The sequence below is a fragment of the Flectobacillus rivi genome (genome assembly GCF_030056655.1).
Lineage (GTDB): Bacteria > Bacteroidota > Bacteroidia > Cytophagales > Spirosomataceae > Flectobacillus > Flectobacillus rivi.
Genome location: NZ_JASHIE010000011.1, coordinates 38,316 through 57,161, shown reverse-complemented (window position 1 = coordinate 57,161; position 18,846 = coordinate 38,316). Strand labels below are relative to the sequence as shown.

Here is an 18,846-nt window from a genome sequence, read left to right as displayed (position 1 = left end):
TTTTTGATACTTGAATATCGGATGATATATTATTAGATGCAAGGCATTACTACCTTACTTCAATAAGTTTAATAAGTATTTTCCGTAACCACTTTTTACTAATGGCGTAGCTACAGTACGTAATTGTTCTGCGTCGATAAAGCCCATTCTGTAGGCCACTTCTTCGATACAACCAATTTTAAGTCCTTGACGTTCTTCAATTACTTGAACAAATTGACCTGCTTGCATCAATGAAGCAAAGGTTCCAGTATCTAACCAAGCAGTTCCTCTATTCAAAACGCCAACTTTCAATTTACCTCTTTCCAAGTAAACCTTGTTCACGTCTGTAATTTCATATTCCCCACGAGGAGACGGCGCTATGTTTTTAGCAATCTCAACAACCTCATTGTCATAGAAATACAAACCTGGAACAGCATAATTTGATTTTGGCTCAGTTGGTTTTTCTTCGATAGAAAGAACATTAAAGTCTCCATCAAACTCTACTACACCATAGCGTTCTGGGTCATGTACTTGGTAGGCATATACAACTCCTCCATCTGGGTCGTTGTTGGCTTGCAATAATTTACTCAACCCCGAACCATAGAAGATATTGTCACCTAATACTAAGGCCACCTTATCATCTCCAATAAATTCCTCTCCAATCACAAATGCTTGAGCCAAACCATTTGGTTCAGGTTGTACTGCATAGCTGAATTTACAGCCAATTTGTGATCCATCACCCAATAATTTTTCAAAATTAGGTAAATCGTGTGGCGTTGAGATAATCAAAATTTCTTTAATACCCGCTAACATCAAAATAGAAAGTGGGTAATAAATCATAGGCTTGTCGTAAACAGGCATTAACTGCTTACTAACTGCCAAAGTCAAAGGATGAAGTCGGGTGCCTGAGCCACCAGCTAAAATAATACCTTTCATATCAATATCGGTTTATTAACGATTCTCGTACATGGTCTCGTAATACTTTTGGTAATTCCCAGAAGTTACGTTATCTAACCATTCTGTGTTAGCTAAGAACCAATCTACGGTTTTTTCCAAACCTTCTTCAAATTGAAGTGATGGCTCCCAACCTAGCTCCTTCATGATTTTGTTTGCATCAATGGCATAACGCAAATCATGACCAGCACGGTCAGTTACATAAGTGATGAGTTGTTCAGAAGTACCTTCTGCACGTCCCAATTTTTTATCCATAACCGAGCAAAGAAGTTTTACTAGGTCAATATTTTTCCATTCGTTAAAACCACCAATATTGTAAGTCTCACCAAGTACGCCTTTGTGATATACCGTATCAATTGCACGAGCGTGGTCAATTACAAACAACCAGTCACGAACATTTTCGCCTTTACCATACACAGGTAGAGGTTTGTTATTGAGGATGTTATGAATCATCAAAGGAATCAACTTCTCAGGGAAGTGATTTGGTCCGTAATTGTTTGAACAGTTAGTGATCACTACAGGCATTTTGTACGTATTTCCGTACGCTCTCACAAAATGGTCTGAAGATGCTTTTGAAGCAGAATATGGCGAACGTGGGTCATAAGCTGTAGTTTCAGTAAAGAAATCTTCAGGGTTATGTAACTCACCATAAACTTCATCTGTTGAAACATGGTAAAATCTTTTGCCGTCATAATTGCCTTTCCAAGTATTTTTGGCAGCGTTCAATAGATTTACGGTACCAACTACGTTTGTCAAAACAAAAGCCATTGGATCAGTAATTGAACGGTCAACATGTGACTCAGCTGCGAGGTGGATAACACCATCGAAGTTATGTTCAGCAAAAAGTGCGTCAACAAATGGGGCATCTACCAAATCGCCTTTTACAAAAGTATAGTTTGGTTGATTTTCGATATCTGTCAAGTTTGCCAAATTACCTGCGTAAGTCAATTTATCAAGATTGAAGATTTGGTATTCTGGGTACTTGGTCACAAACAACCTTACCACATGAGAGCCGATAAAACCAGCACCACCTGTAATGAGAATTTTTTTCATTGTATTATTTTTCTAATAAAATTACTTACGATTTACCACAGCAAGTTGCCATTTCCAAGCATCGCCTAGTGCCTCTGTCAAAGTTTTTTCAGCTTTCCAACCTAAGATTTCGTTAGATTTGCTACAGTCAGCATACACTGCTGTCACGTCACCTTCTCTTCTTGGTTTGATAGCGTAATCAACTTTCAATCCAGTGGCTGTTTCAAACGCCGTGATTACTTCCAATACCGAACTACCAGTTCCTGTACCGATATTGAAATAATCATAATATGTTGTCTTTTCTTGTTGTTTCAAAAGAAGTGCCAAAGCAGCAACATGGGCTTTAGCCAAGTCTACTACATGGATGTAGTCACGAATTGCGGTTCCATCTGAAGTAGGATAATCATCACCAAATACAGATAGTTGACCACGTAAACCTGCTACAGTTTGAGTGATGAACGGTACCAAATTGGCAGGAACTCCCAAAGGCAATTCGCCAATTAGTGTACTTTCATGTGCTCCGATTGGATTGAAATATCTAAGAGATATTGCTTTCAAACCTTTATTGGTTGCAACTGTATCTTTGATAATTTCTTCACAAATCTGTTTTGTGTTTCCATAAGGAGAATTAGCAGGCTGCACTTTTGATAGCTCAGTTACAGGTAATGCTTCTGGCTGACCATATACAGTACATGAAGATGAGAATACCAAATTTGAAACTTGGTGTTCAGCCATTTTTTCTAACATCAAAACGGTGGCTGCCACATTGTTTCTGTAATACTTTAATGGCTCGCTTACAGATTCGCCTACTGCCTTGAATGCTGCGAAGTGAATAATACCATCGATCTTATTTTCTGTAAAAACTTTATCCCAAGCAGCAGGGTCATTGATGTCTGCTTCATAACATGTTACTGGTTTCCCAATAATAGTTTCGAGTCCCGCAAGTACCGCTTTTTCAGAATTTGAAAAGTTGTCGAAGATAATAGATTCATAGCCAGCGTGATGTAGCTCAACAACAGTGTGTGAGCCAATGAATCCAGCTCCTCCAGTTACAAGTATTTTCATCATGGTAAGATTAAGAAAGATTTGCTTTCGATAACAAAGTTAATAATATCGAAATCTAAAAAAAATTATATTTTTGAATTGTGAGTATTTGGTAATATTTATCAAGTTTTGCAGACTTCTTTTTGGTAAAATATGCCGATAAAACTGTTATTTCAATCAAAATTACTCATTACAAATGTACGATTTTGAAACGTTATATACACTTGTAGAACTTACTGAAAGCTCCTAAAATAAATAAGGAAAGAAAGGTCACTTTAAAGTTGATTTACTTTTAAAATGAAAATAACTATCTGGTAATCAATTCTATAGAAAATAAGTTCTGTTGCTAACTAAGAGGTTTATGATTGATGTACAAACGGTTGTACTAATCATGGAAAAGGTTTTTGAGAGGAAATAATATTTCTATAAAAATAGATGGAGATATGAACTCATTCGCTTAAATTGTGTTAATGAAATATTATGAGTTTTTGACGAGCGTTTTTAGAAATATCAACCAAACTTAATTGTTAGGTATAGATAAAATACCGTATCGCAAGCAAAAGCTTATTCATGATTTATAATGTGTATTTTATGGAATTGAGAGATTCAGAATTGAAGGCCTTAGTATCCTTATTGGATGACGAGGATACAGAGGTGGTTACGATGGTAGAGTCAAAGATTAAATCTTTGGGAGGGAATATTATACCTTATTTAGAAGATAGATGGGAAGAGTCCTCTCTGAGTCCTGTGATTCAAAGAAAATTGGAGGATTTGATTCATGATTTGCAATTTGGTTCATTCGAAAAAAGAGTTGTGGAATGGTATAATGCAGGAGCTCAGGATATTTTGAAAGGAATGTGGGCCGTTGCAACTTACCAATACCCAGAGCTTTCACTTGAAAAATTAGAAGCTGAGATAAATGCTATATATGTGGATGCATGGACAGAGTTAAGAGATGATATGCACCCAATGGATCAGATAAAAACCTTAAATCATGTATTTTTCTCGAAGCATAAATTTGGCGCAAATACCAAACATTTTCATTCGGCTTCGAACTCAATGATTAATGTGGTCTTAGATTCTCACAGAGGAAATCCTATCTCGTTATGTGTTATCTATATGCTTGTAGCCCAGAAACTTAAGTTGCCAATTTATGGAGTAAATCTTCCCAATTTGTTTATACTAACCTATAAAACTGACAAGGTGCAATTTTATATCAATGTATTCAATAGGGGGTTGGTCTTTAGTAAAACGGATATTGATAACTATTTGCAACAGTTGAATATTGGACAAGAAGAAATTTTTTATCAACCTTGTGAGAATATTGATATTATTAGAAGAGTGTTGAGAAACTTAATAATAGCGTTTGAAAAAATTGGCGATACCGAAAAAGTAAAGGAACTGGATGCAATTTTAATGCAACTAATTACCTAACACACACGAGTCTCTCTCAATTTTAGCATTAGGTTTGTTCTTAAATTAGGTATCAAAAAAGCGGTCAAAATATATTTTTCGACCGCTTTTTTGATACTGAAAGGTTGGGATGATTAAATATCAGAGGCAGGGTGAGAATCATCATTCATTGACTCAATTACCACTCATTTCATTTATACAGTCACTGTCAATATATAGTCTTCCCAGTAAAAAACCTTTAATGAAAGTTCTTCGGTAATATCCTCAAAGTCTACAACACCAACAATCTTATCAGTCTGATTGACAAATGGTTTGATATAGATATTATCTCTCAAACTCATTTTCTTTTTACCGTACCATTTATATAAACTCTCTTTGGCACACCAATACACGCCAATTTGTTCGGGTGTACCATCGAGGACACTTATCTCATTTTCGGACAAAAAGCGTTTTGCCACTCGCTCTAGTTTGCTAGAAATTTTTTCAGTATCTAAGCCCACAGGTTTTTCAAGGTCGATGCTAATAGCTGCAAATTTTTCTGCATGTGTAATTGAAATATTAGCGTGATGATTTACGAGACAAGGATTTGAAAACTCATCTTTTAAAACACCTAAAAATTCAATGCCCATTTCTTGACATGCAAATTTCAAACAAGTTCTGCTTGCAAGCCATTCTAGTTGCTTTTGAGGATGCGTACTTTTAGATAAATCTTCTATTTGATTTTCTGAAATACCTAAATATGCTGTGTAAAACGGCACATCTTCCTCAATTTTCCAGACACAAAGAATTTGACTTTCGCTTAGTTTTTGATTAAAAAAAATGGGCATAAATAGCTTTTGATTGAAATGAAGTTCAAATTTCAGAAACTTTTTAAACTCTTCAAAACCTTTTATAGGAGTTTTGAGGTTGGTAATAAAACAAGTACTTTTGTAATATAAAACCTTATTGGTTAAACCAAATGAGGAAAATTTGCGTATATGTTAGTAGAAAAATTTGATACTTTTTCAGGTCATCGTGATTGTGTGTATGCTCTCGAGAAGGGAAATAGTCTTAGCCAGTTTTTTTCATCAGGAGGTGATGGCTTGGTCGTGCGTTGGAATGTAGAAAAGCCAGATACTGGAGAATTATTTGCTAAAATTCCGACGTCTGTATATGCTCTAGCGTTTGATGAAAAACGTAATCATTTGTGGATAGGTCAAAACTTTGATGGAATACAAGTTCTGGATATATTAAATAAAAAGGAAGTGGGGTCATTGAAGATTTCAAATGCGTCCATTTTTGTAATAAAATTATTTGATAATCAGGCTTTTGTTGGCCTATCAGACGGGACTATCGTAGTAATAGACATGGAGTTATTGTCTATTCGAAAGCATATAAAAGCTTCAGATAAAAGCGTTAGAACTATTGATTTTAACCCAGTAACCCAAGAAATTGCAGTTGGCTACAGTGATTTTACGGTTAAAATATTTGATTTAACCGATTTTTCTTTGAAATTAGTAGTTGAAGCGCATACCAACTCTGTATTTACTGTGAAATATTCTCCTGATTATAAATTTCTCTTAACAGGAGGACGAGATGCACATCTAAAAGTGTGGAATGTTTCCGAAAATTATCAACTTCAACAGGATATTGTCGCTCATTTGTTTGCCATAAATGACATTTGTTTTCATCCCAACTTGCCTTTGTTTGCCACCTGTAGTATGGACAAATCAATAAAAGTTTGGGACAGCGAAAACTTTAAACTTAAAAAAGTAATTGACAAAGCTCGCCACGCTAGTCATGGTACATCTGTTAATAAACTTCTTTGGTTACAAGAATCTTCGCTTTTGATTTCTGGCTCCGATGATAGAAATGTCTCTGTTTGGAAAATTACTTAGACTAGATATTTAGCTATTCCTTTGTAGTACTGTAGTATGAAAAATCAAACTGCTCGTGCTACAAACAAAATAAAAGATATATGAGAATTACTCCTTTAGAAATCAGACAACATACCTTCGACAAAAGCTTTCGTGGATATGATACCGAGTCAGTTGATGCTTTTTTACTTTCGCTTTCCCAAGAATGGGAAAGAGTTGCTGAAGAAGTAAGAGTGACTAAACAATTACTTGATAGAGCCGAGCAGGAGGTTACTCGTGTGAAGGAGATAGAATCAAGCTTATTCAAAACTATTAAGGTAGCAGAAGAAGCTCAAAAAGAAATCAATGAAAAAGCACATCAAGAAGCTTCAAAGATTATTGATGATGCAAAGCTCTCGGCTGAAAAAATTGTAGAAGAAGCAAAAGCCCAAGCTGCACAGATTGAGGAAGATGCCAAAAGACAATCAAATATTGCGATAGCAGATGCCGAAGCTCGTGCTTCGTTTTTAGTGGAAGAAGCTGATTCCAAATTGAAAACTTTTGAGAGAGATACCAAGTCGCTCGAAAAGTATAAAGATTTGTTGGTATTGGAGTTGAAAAAGTTTGCAACTGATACACTAGATAAAATTTCGAAGTTTGAAGAGCGTACCACTATTTCTAATGATTCGGAAATTACTCCAGCAGAAGGAATAATTCCTGTTACAGAAGAGCCAATTGCAGAGGTGGAAGAATCAATAGAGGCTAGTATCGCAACAGAGGAATTACCTGCAGTCGTTGAGAATATACCTCAAGAACTTGATCCTGATGTTTTTGATGAAGAAGAAGGAGAGCTTCCAACAGTATCTTCAGTCTTACAGGATGAACAGGAAGCTTCAGAGTTTTCAATTGATGAAAAACTTCCTTCATTATCATCAATCCTAGAAAGCGAAGCTGATGTTATTGATAATCCTTTGTTAGAAAGTCTTATACAACAACCAGAACCAATAGAAACTTCTGAAAACGTTCCAACCATTGAAGCCATAGCTGAAGAAAATGAAGTTGTAGAAGAGCCACAGGAAGAAACATCAGAGGTTGTTACTTCAAGTGATGAAAATACTGAAGAAAATGCGCAGGCTAAAGACCCATACAAGTTCATCAAAAAAATAAAAAAGTCTGGTGACAGCAAGGGGCTTCCAACAGTTTCGTCCGTAATGGAGGAATTGAAGAAAGATAATCCTGGCGGAATTGCCAATGGGGGAGGTTCTTTTTTTGATGCTTTCTAGATAATAAAATAACAAATTTCATGGAGTCAGGTAGCACAACTGCCTGACTCTTTATATTTTCGGTCAAATTAAATTTATCAATTAAAATGGGAACAATTGAATTAGAGGGACTAGAGTTTTTTGCCTATCATGGATATTATGAGGAAGAGCGTAAAATAGGAAACCGTTATCAGATAGATGTGAAGATATCTGTAGATTTTTCTTCTGCTGCACAGAATGATAAATTAAAAGATACCGTTAATTATGAGGATTTATATCGGATTATTGCGGGAGTTATGCAAACAAAATCTAAATTACTCGAGCATGTAGGGCAGTTGATTATTGATGAAATCCGTAAAATATATCCTAATGTAAATGAAGTTCAGGTGGGAGTATCTAAATTTAACCCACCAATTGGCGGTGTTTGTACTCGTGCAAAAGTTACCGTAATCGGCTGATTTGCGTAAAAACTTGCTTATATTTGTTTATTTATTTTTCTAAAGTAATTCATTTTTATGGCTCATCAAGTAACAATCAAGGATATCGCCAAGCATTTGAATATTTCAGTTGCAACCGTTTCTCGTGCGCTGAGAGATATGCCTGATATCAAGCCTGAAACTCGTCAGGCTGTACTTGATCTGGCAAAAGAATGGGACTACCAACCTAATGTTTTAGCTACAAGCTTAGTAAAAAGTAGAACTAAGACTTTAGGTGTTATAGTGCCTGATTTAGGTTATCATTTTTTCTCATCTGTTATAAAAGGTATAGAGGCAGAAGCCTTATATCGTGGCTACACTTTACTATTGACTCAAACAGGTGAAAGCTACGAAAGAGAGTTGGTAAACTTACAAACTTTATCCAGAGGACAGGTAGAAGGATTTATTATTTCGCTTTCACAAGAAACCTCCAATTATGACCATATTAATCGGCTTATAAGAAAAGGTATTCCAATTGTGTTTTTTGATAGAGATGCTGTAGGAATAGATGTTTCTAAAGTGATGGTCGACAACGTGGGGGCGGCCTATGAAGCAGTTATTCATCTTTATCAAAATGGATGTAGAGAAATAGCTTTTTTGGCAGGGCCCAAAAGTGTTACAGTAAGCAATCAACGAATCGAAGGATACAGGAAAGCACTACAAGATTTGAACATTCCCTTTAAGGACGAGTTGATCGTACATGGAGAATATAACTTAGACAAAGCCATCGCACTGACACATGGATTGATGAACCTCACGGATAGACCAGATGGTTTGGTTGTAGTAAGCGACAGGCTAGCTGTCGGCTCTATGATGGCTTTACGCTCAAAAGGAATATCTGTTCCAGACGAGGTATCTGTGGTAAGTTTTAATGACGAACCTATTTGTAGTTTTTTAACACCAACACTTTCTAGTGTTGCTCAACCAACTACAGAAATTGGTCGAATTGCAACTTCATTATTGATTAACCAAATAGAAGATGGACAAGAATTTTATAAGCCACAAGTTCGAGTTTTAAAAACACATCTTGTGATTCGAGAATCCTCAAGAAGAAAATAAGTAAAAAACGTACTTGAATAAAGTACGTTTTTTTGTTTTTTGACTAAAATCTTCAATTCTGAGCAAAAAAACAGTTATTTTGTAACTTATTGATTATCAGGTGATTGTGTAAAAAAGACATTTTTGATACTACTAAAAAAGGCTATTTTTACCCTGAAATTTAGGTAAAAATAGCCTTTTTTAGTGCTTTGAAGCGCCTGAGAATCGCATAAAACACCTAAAATTGACCTTATGATGGTTCATTTAAGTCTCACGCGATTGTCGGGCGATAGGATTTTCAGTAGGAGAGAGGTTATTCTATGCCTCATCTTCATAAGAAATTCCGATAGTCTCTAAATCATCAACTCCTAACTCAGAAGGCTCGATAAGAATTTTTAAGGATTTTGTTCCTGCATCACTTTTCCATTCCTCTGCGGCATCATCCATTATAGTCAAAAGAATTTCTCTTAGCTCGTCATTTTCATCCGCCAAGAAATCATCATAATTTCTGAATACAATAAAAATTTCATTTTGAGCTAGCCACGATAAATCATTCAGCATTTCGTCAAAGGCATCGAGGTTGGTGCCAAAATCTGAAGGGAACTGTAACTGTTTTGCAATCGTATGATAGAATTGCTCAATGCTTAAATTCTCCTCACCATCTACATATACTACAACTTGATTCTCATTTGGCACTATCACACAAAGCTCGCTCAATATTTTAAAATTTGCCATGATTTGATTTACTTGTTTGTTTAGAATTTTGAATTACTTGAAAACTTCTGTAATGGTCATTGGTGTAATAAGCTTTTCCATCAGAGCCTGTCACAATTCTTTCGGTACCACGATTCTTACCTTCTACTTTGGGGTTTACGTCCCATTCTTGATATTGTATCTTTCGACCTTCTTCATCCTCTCGAGGTAGTAGTTTTTCATAATTCCCAAATTTCCGACCTCCAACATAACCATCTATTGGTTTGCCATTTGATTTAATATGGGATAAAACCTCATAAACTTTACTTGGAATCTCACCGTTAGACTTAATCTTGTCAGTATTATTTTGACTATTTTCGTCCTTTTTCTTTTTGTGCTTTTTCTTTCTGAAATCATTCTGTTTCTCAACATGGTGAATACCTTCAGAAAAAGACATCGCTATGCTTTGCCAATTAAATCCTACTAACAAGGCAAGAACTAATAGCAAACGTTGAATTGTGGTTTTTAACATAAAGCTTTATTGGTTAATTGTTTTAGAAATGATGGATATCCTCTTTCATCTCTATTTTATAGATGTAAATCTACAAAAATTAGTCATTTATTGGTGGTACATAAAACCAAATTTATCTAAAGTAAAATTGCCTAAGCAATCGTGCAAAGCAAGTTTGAATAAACGAGAATTATCTTGTTCGCCACAGGAAGGTTTTCATTATTCCATGAGAAACGTTTTTAACTTTTAAGCTATTGTATAAGTCCTAGAACTTAATGATTCTTGATGCCTGTAAAATGCCTACTTAGGCAAAATTGAAATACTTTTACCCGCTTTAAGTTCTAGGACTTATGCAGTAGGCTAAGAATTATAGAGTATGTTTCATGAAATAATTTAAGCTATATGCCACAAGCAAAAAGTATTTCTAACAAATCATGAATACATTTTTGCTTAATGCCTAAAGCATTTTAATTCAATTTTATTTTGCATTAATACCAAGGTTAGTGGGCAAAATAAAATTTAAGATTATGCTTGGGGCTTTCAGGTAACGGCTTTCTGCGGTGGGTTTTGGAAAAAAGCATGGCTGTGGGTAATAAAAAACATTTTAACACTCTGTGCCTTGTACCTAAACATATAACTTAAATCTTATCCTGCATGTATTTAGTTGAAATTACCAGGAATATATTCGAGTAAAATGGATGTATGAAAGAATCTGTTTCACAATCACCTTGTTTTACGATGCTAGATGGTTAATTTTTGGTTACGACGGTCTGTTCTCGGAATAAATTATCTTTCTGGTATCTTAAGCTAATTTTAAGCTCAGTTTTAGAAAAATTAGAAACCAATTAAAATCAATGTACCAGTTATATACTAACTGGTCTGATATTTGCAAACCCCCGAAAAATTCACGAAATTTGTATATATAGGCTAATTTTTGGCATTTAGTTTATCTCAACATCTACTAAACTTTCCAATATTATCCATGATTAATAAGGAATGAGAGGTGAAAACAGAAATAATTATTGAATTTCATTCCCGAAATACATAATCAAAGAATATGTCAGATCAAATTAGTAACATTATCCCCATCAACATTGAAGACGAAATGCGGGGAGCGTACATTGACTATTCAATGTCCGTAATTGTATCCCGTGCATTACCTGACGTCCGTGACGGCTTGAAACCAGTACACCGCCGTGTGCTATTTGGAATGGATGAGCTAGGCGTCAATTATAATAAAGCTTATAAGAAATCTGCTCGTATTGTTGGAGAGGTGCTTGGTAAGTATCACCCACATGGCGACTCATCAGTATATGATACCATGGTTCGTATGGCTCAGGAGTGGTCATTGCGCTATCCATTGGTAGACGGACAAGGTAACTTTGGTTCGATTGATGGCGACTCACCTGCTGCAATGCGTTATACTGAAGCTCGCTTGAAGCGTATTGCTGAAGAGTTGTTGGGAGATATCAATAAGGAAACTGTTGATTTTCAACCAAACTTTGATGACTCGCTTGAAGAGCCGACAGTACTTCCTGCAAAAATCCCCAACCTTTTATTGAATGGTACTTCTGGTATCGCCGTAGGTATGGCTACCAACATGGCTCCTCATAATTTGAGTGAGGTTGTGGATGGTATTACTGCTTACATCGATAACAGAGATATCACCATCCCAGAATTGATGGAGTATATTAAGGCTCCAGATTTTCCTACAGGTGGTACAATCTATGGTGTGCAAGGTATCAAGAATGCTTTTGAAACGGGTCGTGGTCGTGTGGTTGTGCGTGGAAACGCTACCTTCGAAACTTCTAAAACTGGGAAAGAGCAAATTATCGTTTCAGAAATTCCTTATATGGTAAACAAAGCTGCCTTGATTAAACAGTGTGCAGATTTGGTAAACGATAAGAGAATTGAAGGTATCTCTGAGATTCGTGACGAATCAGACCGTCAAGGAATGCGTGTGGTTTTTGATCTAAAACGTGACGCCGTTCCAAACGTTGTATTGAATAATTTATACAAACATACTGCTCTTCAATCTTCATTTAGTGTCAACAACGTTGCCTTAGTAAAAGGTCGCCCAATGACATTGAACTTGAAAGATTTGATTCATTATTTTGTAGAACATCGCAACGAAGTAATCGTTCGTCGTACTCAGTACGATTTGAAAGAAGCTCAAAAGCGTGCACACATTTTACAAGGATTTATTATTGCACTAGACAATCTTGATGCTGTTATCAAGTTGATTCGTGAGTCTCGTGATCCAAATACAGCACAAGCTGGTTTGATACAATCATTTAACCTTTCTGAAATTCAGGCAAAAGCAATTCTTGAGATGCGCCTCCAACGCCTTACAGGTATGGAACGTGATAAGATTATGGCTGAATATGAAGAAATTCAAAAGCAAATCAAAGACCTAGAAGATATTTTAGCTCGTCCAGAAAGACAGTTAGAAATTATCAAAATTGAGTTGACAGAAGTGAAAGAACGTTATGGAGATGAGCGTCGTACGCAAATCAACATGACTGACGATGAGTTTTCTGTTGAAGATATGATTGCTGATGATGAAATGTTAATCACAGTTTCAGCACAGGGTTATATCAAGCGTACTCCTTTGATTGAGTACAAAGCTCAAAGTCGTGGTGGTGTAGGTTCTCGTGCTGTAGCTACAAAAGATGACGATTATACTGAGCATTTGTTTACGGCGACCATGCACAACTGGCTTTTATTCTTTACTGAAAAAGGTAAATGTTTCTGGTTACGTGTATATGCGGTTCCTGAAGGTTCGAAAAATGCCAAAGGCCGTCCAGTACAAAACTTGATGAATATCGAGAGTGGAGATTCTATTCGCTCAGTTATTAACGTGAAGTCGATTACTGATGCCGACTATATCAATAACAACTTTATCGTAATGTGTACAGAGGATGGTACAATCAAGAAAACATCTCTTGAAGCGTACTCTCGTCCTCGTCAAAATGGTATCATTGCGGTAACTATTCGTGAAGGAGATAGATTGTTAGATGTAGCGTTGACAAATGGTAATAATCATATTATCATTGCGACAAACTCAGGTCGTGCGGTGCACTTTGAAGAAAATCGTGTACGCCCAATGGGTCGTTCAGCAGCTGGTGTGAAAGGTATATGGCTTGATGAAGAGAATCCAGGTGAAAAAGTTATCGGTATGGTTTGCGTAGAAAGTCCAGAGTCACAACAATTATTAGTTGTTTCTGAAAAAGGCTTTGGTAAACGTTCTGATGTAGAGGAATACCGCTTGACAAACCGTGGTGGTAAAGGTGTGAAAGCTTTGAATATTACAGATAAAACTGGAAATCTTGTAGCGATTAAGGATGTTACTGACAATGATGATTTAATGATTATCACAAAAGCAGGTATCTTGATTCGTATCGCAGTGGCAGATTTAAGAGTAATGGGAAGAAATACACAAGGAGTGAAGTTAATTCGTTTGAAAAACGAATCTGATGAAATTTCTTCAGTTACTAAAATTGTCAAAGATCCAGAAGAGATTCAAGAGGTTGATTCTGATGCAGTTATAAATAATGAATCAGACGATACTGCTTCGGCAGAGTAATAATTTTAGATAGCTAGAGTAGGAGAGAAGCAATTCGATTTTACGCTAGCTATTTATTTTCTTAGTACAACTTTGGCTTTTTGCCAAAATAGCATTAGTATTAACTGCTATTTCATTTTTTAATCAAACCATTTACTAAACAATGAGAAAACTCACATTTGCTCTTTTCGCTGTTGCCGCAACTGGAGGAGCATCGTATGCCCAAACAGATAAATTGCTTCTGGAGGCAAACCGCAAAACAATCTTAGATGCAAAAAAGAAAGTAGACGAAGCGATTACTAAAAAAGATTCATTAAAAGCTAAAACTTGGTTGACAAGAGCTGAGGCTTATCTTGACTTGGCAAACTCTCAAGATACCGAGTTAACGAATCAAGTTCCTAATGCTGGCGTTATCGCTGTTGAATCTTTAAAGAAAGCAATTTCATTGGATGTTGTAAACGGTAAAGAAGGATCGACTGCTGCTGCTGCAAAGAAATATTTATCAGTTGCTTATAATAAGGAAGGTAAAGCAGAAGGCGAAGGTATGAAATTATACGGTGCGTTTATGAACGCAGGTATCGCTAAATACCAAGCTAAAGATTACTCAGGTGCGTTGAAAGATCTTCAAATGGCATCAGAAATTGGCTCAAAAGATACTACTGCGGCAATGTACACAGGTATCATTGGTCAAATGGCTAAAGAAAATGACGCTGCAAAAGTGGGCTTTGAAAAATTCATTTCGTTAGGAGGTAAAGATCCAGGTATTTACTACAGCTTGGCTCAAATCTACAAAGATGAGAAAAATGAAGATAAAGCATTAGCGACATTGGAGAAGGGTATTTCACTTCACCCAGCTAATAAAGATTTGAAGAACGAGAAAATCAATATGTACTTGGCATTCAAGAAAATTGATTCTGCAATCTCTGAATTGTCTGCAGTAGTTGAAAAAGACCCAAGTAATGTTCAAACTGTATTAAACTTGGCTATTTTATTCGATAACAAGGCTGAACAATACAATGGTGAAATTCGTGACATTAAAGAAAAATTAGCTGAATTCGATGTAGAAGGAGTGAAGAAGAAAGTAGCTGCTCAAAAAGATAAAGTAGATGCATTTGAATCAGAAATTAAGCGTTTGACAGACAAAATTAAAAAAGATCCAAAATCAGCAGTTAACACAAAGAAACAAATTGCTGAGATTACGAAGCAAAGAGATGCTGAGAAGGTGGAGCTTGATAACTTGAATGCTGAACTAGCTAAAAAGTCTGCGAATGCAGGAAATGCTGCTGAGTTGAATGCTAAGATTGCTGCTTTACAAGAAAAACAAAAAGCTGCTAAAGCAAGTGCATTGGCAAATTACGATAAAGCATTAAAAGTAGATCCAAACAACTACGATGTGAACTATAACTTAGGTGTAATTGCTTTCAATGAGGCAGTTATCTTAAATAAGAAAGTAGGTGACATGGGTATGGATGAGTACAAGAAAGATGGAAAAGCTGCTGAAGCTACTAGAGATGACAAGTTCAAAGAAGCATTGAAGTACTTCGAAAAAGCATATTCTTTGAAGAAAGAGGAAGATGTTAAAGAAAACCTGAAACAATTGTACCGCGTATTGAAAATGGAAGATAAATTGAAAGAATTAGGTGAGTAATTCAATCATTTATTAGCATAACAAAAAAGCCTGACGAGTTTTCGTCAGGCTTTTTTGTTGCTATATCACAATGTAAAGTAGGACGTACAGTAAATAGGCTTATTTAGCGTAAAGTTCTATTTAACATAATATAAATTATGAAACATTTATTTTTTTGTGTAAATCCGTCAATTTCAGTAATTTATCGGGGTACAGGCTGTTTTACTGTATTGTCATTTGATGTTCTCTGTTCTCTTCAGCCCTCTCATACTTAACACCGACAAAATCTCTATTTTATGAGTTAAACAACACGTTTTAACGCGAATTAGAAGGCTTTTAGCTTTAAACAAAAATGCAGTATTCGGAACCAACTAAAGAATGTTTTCATATAAACGATTCTCAGGGGCTTCAAATACTGCATTTATTTGGCTTCTGAGTGATTTATTTACTCAGAATGGCGTCGAGGTTCGCTGGAGAATAATTGATTGATTTAAGAATCTTATTATCAGATTTTCTATATACCAAGTATTGCTCACCGTCTGGTTCGATAAATGCTTCTGTACCATCTTTTTCAAAATAGAATTTTACAGTTGCTTCAGCTTCTTCAATCGTTTGGCAAGCCTTGCTCATATTTGAGCGCTGTACTTCATTGAACAGTTCAACAAATTTATTTCCAAGTCCAAACTCAAGAACCGCACCAGACAATACATATTGAATATCGCAAAGAGCATCTGCGATTTCTACAATATCATTATTTCTAATACCATCTTCCAATTCTTTTAACTCCTCAGCGATTAAACTTACACGAAGCTTGCTTCTGTCCTCTGATGGTACCTGTGGTGTGTCCAAAATCGGCGCTTTGAAAGTTTTATGAAATGCTGCAACCTGGTTCAACGAATCTAACTTTTCCATTTATACTTATCTTTTTTAATTATATGGTCTCCCAAATGGGTCTTTAGTACTGCAATTTAAGCAATCATTACCAAAAGTCCTTAATTATTCTATTTCTTCAAAATATTATATCTGTATTAGTCTAAACCTTATAAATGGATACTTTATAAATTTTATGATTTCTTCGGAAAAATAAGATATTCCTCTTTTAGTATAACAAATTGTGTATCAGTCACTTATATATTCACGTGGAACATTTATAAGAAGCAGGGTAGTTTCACGGAATAATACTAAATATTGTCTATTTGAGTAGAGGATAATAAATTGTATATCAATGAATTATCAAGGTAGAGTTAGAAAAGAACCCTAAATAAATGGGATAGGCAAAGAGTATAGAGTGGGAAAGATTCTATAGTAGAAGTGGCAATAAGACAGGGTTATGGATGGAGAGATATAAAATTGAGAGTCGGGTCGGAGCAAAAAAATAAGCCCCTTCCCTCCTAATATTTATATAAAAATTATGAAAATCACTCCTACTCTTTTCAAAATTTTGGATTTAAGCCCCTATTTTCATCGCTCAATGCTAGCATTGAATAACTAAAAATAGCCTCCCCTACTGCCTAAAAAACGTGTGTAATGCCCTATTTTGAGTGATTTATAGCTATTAAAATATGAATTATTTAGATTTTTTTAGCCTTTATGTATGAATTTTAGTCATTTACTTTTTAATAAAATAGGTAATCTCCCTATACCTTTTGCTACCAATTCTTTCATTAAGTTTCTATACACCGCATTCTGGTATCAAAGAAAGCGGCTTGAGCGATGTCATAACTCTTAGGGCTAGAAGTGTATTGGCCGAAGCTATGTTGTATTGTGTAGCAGATATTTCAGGGAATGTATCCCCTCCTAAAAGTTAAATTATCGAGCATAACTTGTGCTAGCAGGCAATTCTAGAGATAGGAATATTTAGAATAGAATTCCGATCTAATCATTTTGAGGGGTTCTGATGTTGATATACGTCATAAGTTTTGGATTAGGATACCAATTCAGTAGTAAAGCATTTGTAAAAGGAAGGGCTAGTTTTATCCCTAGTGAGAAAGACGCCTTCTATAGAACCCAATAAGTTAGTAGGTCTTTATTTAGGATATTTAATAAAATAAATACTTGAGAAAAGGACTTCTGGGCTGACAATTATTACATAATCGTCTACAAATTGTTTATTATTCTTTACAAAAAGAGGGATCTTATTCTGATGAATAGACCGCTTTTTGGGCTAATTCAAACCATATTGGTGTCAAGTATGCCTTTAATTTGTCAAATTTAAGCATTGTATTCAAGCATATTTTTGTCCTTCTAGGCTGGGATATTTCATCATTTTAATAGAACATGCGCCGGTTTTATAAACCTATAGCCATGAAGAAAAGGCCATTTTTACCCTATAGTGGATGTATAAAAGGTTACCAAATCATAGTGAAAGAGATGAAAAAATAGGCATAATGCCATTCATTATATTTATTAAAGTTGCATTACAATTCATTTTCAGAAGGAGATTTTGACATTCAAAGAAAGGTTTTTCGTTGAAAAGAAGAAAGAAATACCTAACAAATTAGCCTTCAAAATCATAAAATATATGTATTTCTTTCTTCTTTTTTCGAAGGAACTAGCCAAATAGATTAAGATAGTTTCATGGTAAAACAGGTATTAGACTATCTTGCAGTGCTTCAATATAAGCGTTAAAATGAATATATATTCACTTTAACGCACAGCTAAATAGACCTAAAGATGGTGTTAAATCCCTTGGATATAGACATCGGAATGGCTGTAAAATCTTTCAATAAAGTAGGAGAATTAGAAGCTACTAAATTGTACTATTCGAATAGAGTTAAAAGTAAGTAGGAAGCCAACTTCAATATTATAATAAGGACATATAGGCAAACCTTCCTAGTTAAAATTAACAAAACAATAGTTTTGTCTACTTGTAAAAATACAAAAAAAAAGACGGGATAAACCCGTCTTTACATTGGCTTGCTTTCCATGAAAGTTCCGTCGGTATAGAAAATGACAATGCGTTCAATTTTTTTACCTGTTGGTTCTGGAGCCACCGAAATGGGTGGAGTAATAGGATTTGATGGCACTTCTGGGCGCTCTACCTTACGTCTGAGATTTTGTTGTATAATCCTTTCCTCAGGCACTACAAATTTACTCGATTCTCGTGCGTTTGAGTTATCTCTTATTTGAGGTGTAACTTGCTGAAAAACAGATGGTTGAATGGTATTTGTAGAGTGGTTATCATAAGGAGTTTCAGTGTCAAAAAGTAGCCAATCTCGGTTAATATCAGGAAAAACCCTTAAAATCTTCTGAATAATGTCCAAACTAGGCTTATTTCTACCAGAAAGTATATGAGAAATGCTACTTCTTTGCACTCCAATCGCATCTGCAAAGAAACTCGGTGACATTCCTTTGTCTACTATTATTTGCTCTATTTTTTTATTTAAGTCCATGTTACTAGTGTAAATCATATATTGC

The 18,846-nt window shown here is 35.4% G+C and carries 15 protein-coding genes; 7 read left to right on the top strand and 8 right to left on the bottom strand.

Annotated elements, in window-relative coordinates:
• Positions 1-54 precede the first annotated feature (54 nt).
• The 3 genes from rfbA to galE are packed head-to-tail and all read right to left on the bottom strand — an operon-like array spanning position 55 to position 3,030.
• A complete protein-coding gene (gene rfbA, locus QM481_RS15950; RefSeq protein ID WP_166550154.1) occupies positions 55-915 on the bottom strand; it encodes a glucose-1-phosphate thymidylyltransferase RfbA in 861 nt (286 codons plus the stop codon).
• A gap of 15 nt (positions 916-930) precedes the next feature.
• Complete coding sequence (gene rfbB, locus QM481_RS15945; RefSeq protein WP_095165376.1) at positions 931-1,986, bottom strand: dTDP-glucose 4,6-dehydratase; 1,056 nt, start codon at positions 1,984-1,986, stop codon at positions 931-933.
• Between the two features lie 21 nt (positions 1,987-2,007).
• Positions 2,008-3,030: a UDP-glucose 4-epimerase GalE gene (gene galE / locus QM481_RS15940; RefSeq protein WP_166550240.1), complete on the bottom strand. Its 1,023-nt coding sequence runs from the start codon at positions 3,028-3,030 to the stop codon at positions 2,008-2,010.
• 576 nt (positions 3,031-3,606) lie between these two features.
• Between galE and QM481_RS15935 the strand changes: the two genes are divergently transcribed.
• A complete protein-coding gene (locus QM481_RS15935) occupies positions 3,607-4,443 on the top strand; it encodes a transglutaminase-like domain-containing protein (protein ID WP_283382581.1) in 837 nt (278 codons plus the stop codon).
• 173 nt (positions 4,444-4,616) lie between these two features.
• Here QM481_RS15935 and QM481_RS15930 read toward each other — a convergent pair whose 3' ends face one another.
• Positions 4,617-5,249 carry a 4'-phosphopantetheinyl transferase family protein gene (locus QM481_RS15930; RefSeq protein WP_283382431.1) on the bottom strand — a complete coding sequence of 211 codons (633 nt, stop codon included), beginning with the start codon at positions 5,247-5,249 and terminating at the stop codon, positions 4,617-4,619.
• A gap of 150 nt (positions 5,250-5,399) precedes the next feature.
• On the opposite strand from QM481_RS15930, the gene QM481_RS15925 reads away from it, so the two are divergent.
• The 4 genes from QM481_RS15925 to QM481_RS15910 all read left to right on the top strand — a co-directional run bounded on the left by QM481_RS15925 (position 5,400) and on the right by QM481_RS15910 (position 9,054).
• On the top strand, positions 5,400-6,299 hold the full coding sequence (locus QM481_RS15925; protein ID WP_166550156.1) for a WD40 repeat domain-containing protein: 900 nt from the start codon (positions 5,400-5,402) through the stop codon (positions 6,297-6,299).
• 80 nt (positions 6,300-6,379) lie between these two features.
• Positions 6,380-7,540, top strand: coding sequence for a DivIVA domain-containing protein (locus tag QM481_RS15920; protein WP_283382430.1), 1,161 nt, complete (start codon positions 6,380-6,382; stop codon positions 7,538-7,540).
• 86 nt (positions 7,541-7,626) lie between these two features.
• A complete protein-coding gene (gene folB / locus QM481_RS15915) occupies positions 7,627-7,977 on the top strand; it encodes a dihydroneopterin aldolase (RefSeq protein ID WP_166550158.1) in 351 nt (116 codons plus the stop codon).
• Positions 7,978-8,034: 57 nt separating this feature from the next.
• Entirely contained in the window at positions 8,035-9,054 is a 1,020-nt protein-coding gene (locus tag QM481_RS15910; protein WP_283382429.1) for a LacI family DNA-binding transcriptional regulator, read from the top strand.
• 297 nt (positions 9,055-9,351) lie between these two features.
• On the opposite strand, the gene QM481_RS15905 is transcribed toward QM481_RS15910, so the two are convergent.
• Both QM481_RS15905 and QM481_RS15900 read right to left on the bottom strand, forming a co-directional pair.
• Positions 9,352-9,768, bottom strand: a complete 417-nt coding sequence (locus QM481_RS15905) for a barstar family protein (RefSeq protein ID WP_166550160.1) — start codon at positions 9,766-9,768, stop codon at positions 9,352-9,354.
• The gene (locus QM481_RS15900; RefSeq protein ID WP_283382428.1) at positions 9,755-10,258 is read right to left on the bottom strand and encodes a guanyl-specific ribonuclease; all 504 of its coding nucleotides are present in this window, start codon (positions 10,256-10,258) and stop codon (positions 9,755-9,757) included. Before QM481_RS15900 ends, QM481_RS15905 begins: the two co-directional genes overlap by 14 nt.
• A 1,036-nt stretch (positions 10,259-11,294) precedes the next feature.
• Between QM481_RS15900 and gyrA the strand changes: the two genes are divergently transcribed.
• Together gyrA and QM481_RS15890 are read left to right on the top strand one after the other, a co-directional pair.
• Positions 11,295-13,823 (top strand): DNA gyrase subunit A, encoded by a 2,529-nt coding sequence (gene gyrA, locus QM481_RS15895; protein ID WP_166550161.1) that lies wholly within the window; start codon positions 11,295-11,297, stop codon positions 13,821-13,823.
• Between the two features lie 142 nt (positions 13,824-13,965).
• A complete protein-coding gene (locus QM481_RS15890; RefSeq protein WP_166550162.1) occupies positions 13,966-15,450 on the top strand; it encodes a tetratricopeptide repeat protein in 1,485 nt (494 codons plus the stop codon).
• Between the two features lie 420 nt (positions 15,451-15,870).
• Here QM481_RS15890 and QM481_RS15885 read toward each other — a convergent pair whose 3' ends face one another.
• Positions 15,871-16,341 carry a pyrophosphohydrolase domain-containing protein gene (locus QM481_RS15885; protein ID WP_283382427.1) on the bottom strand — a complete coding sequence of 157 codons (471 nt, stop codon included), beginning with the start codon at positions 16,339-16,341 and terminating at the stop codon, positions 15,871-15,873.
• Positions 16,342-18,335: 1,994 nt separating this feature from the next.
• On the bottom strand, positions 18,336-18,821 hold the full coding sequence (locus QM481_RS15880; RefSeq protein ID WP_283382426.1) for a helix-turn-helix domain-containing protein: 486 nt from the start codon (positions 18,819-18,821) through the stop codon (positions 18,336-18,338).
• Positions 18,822-18,846 lie beyond the last annotated feature (25 nt).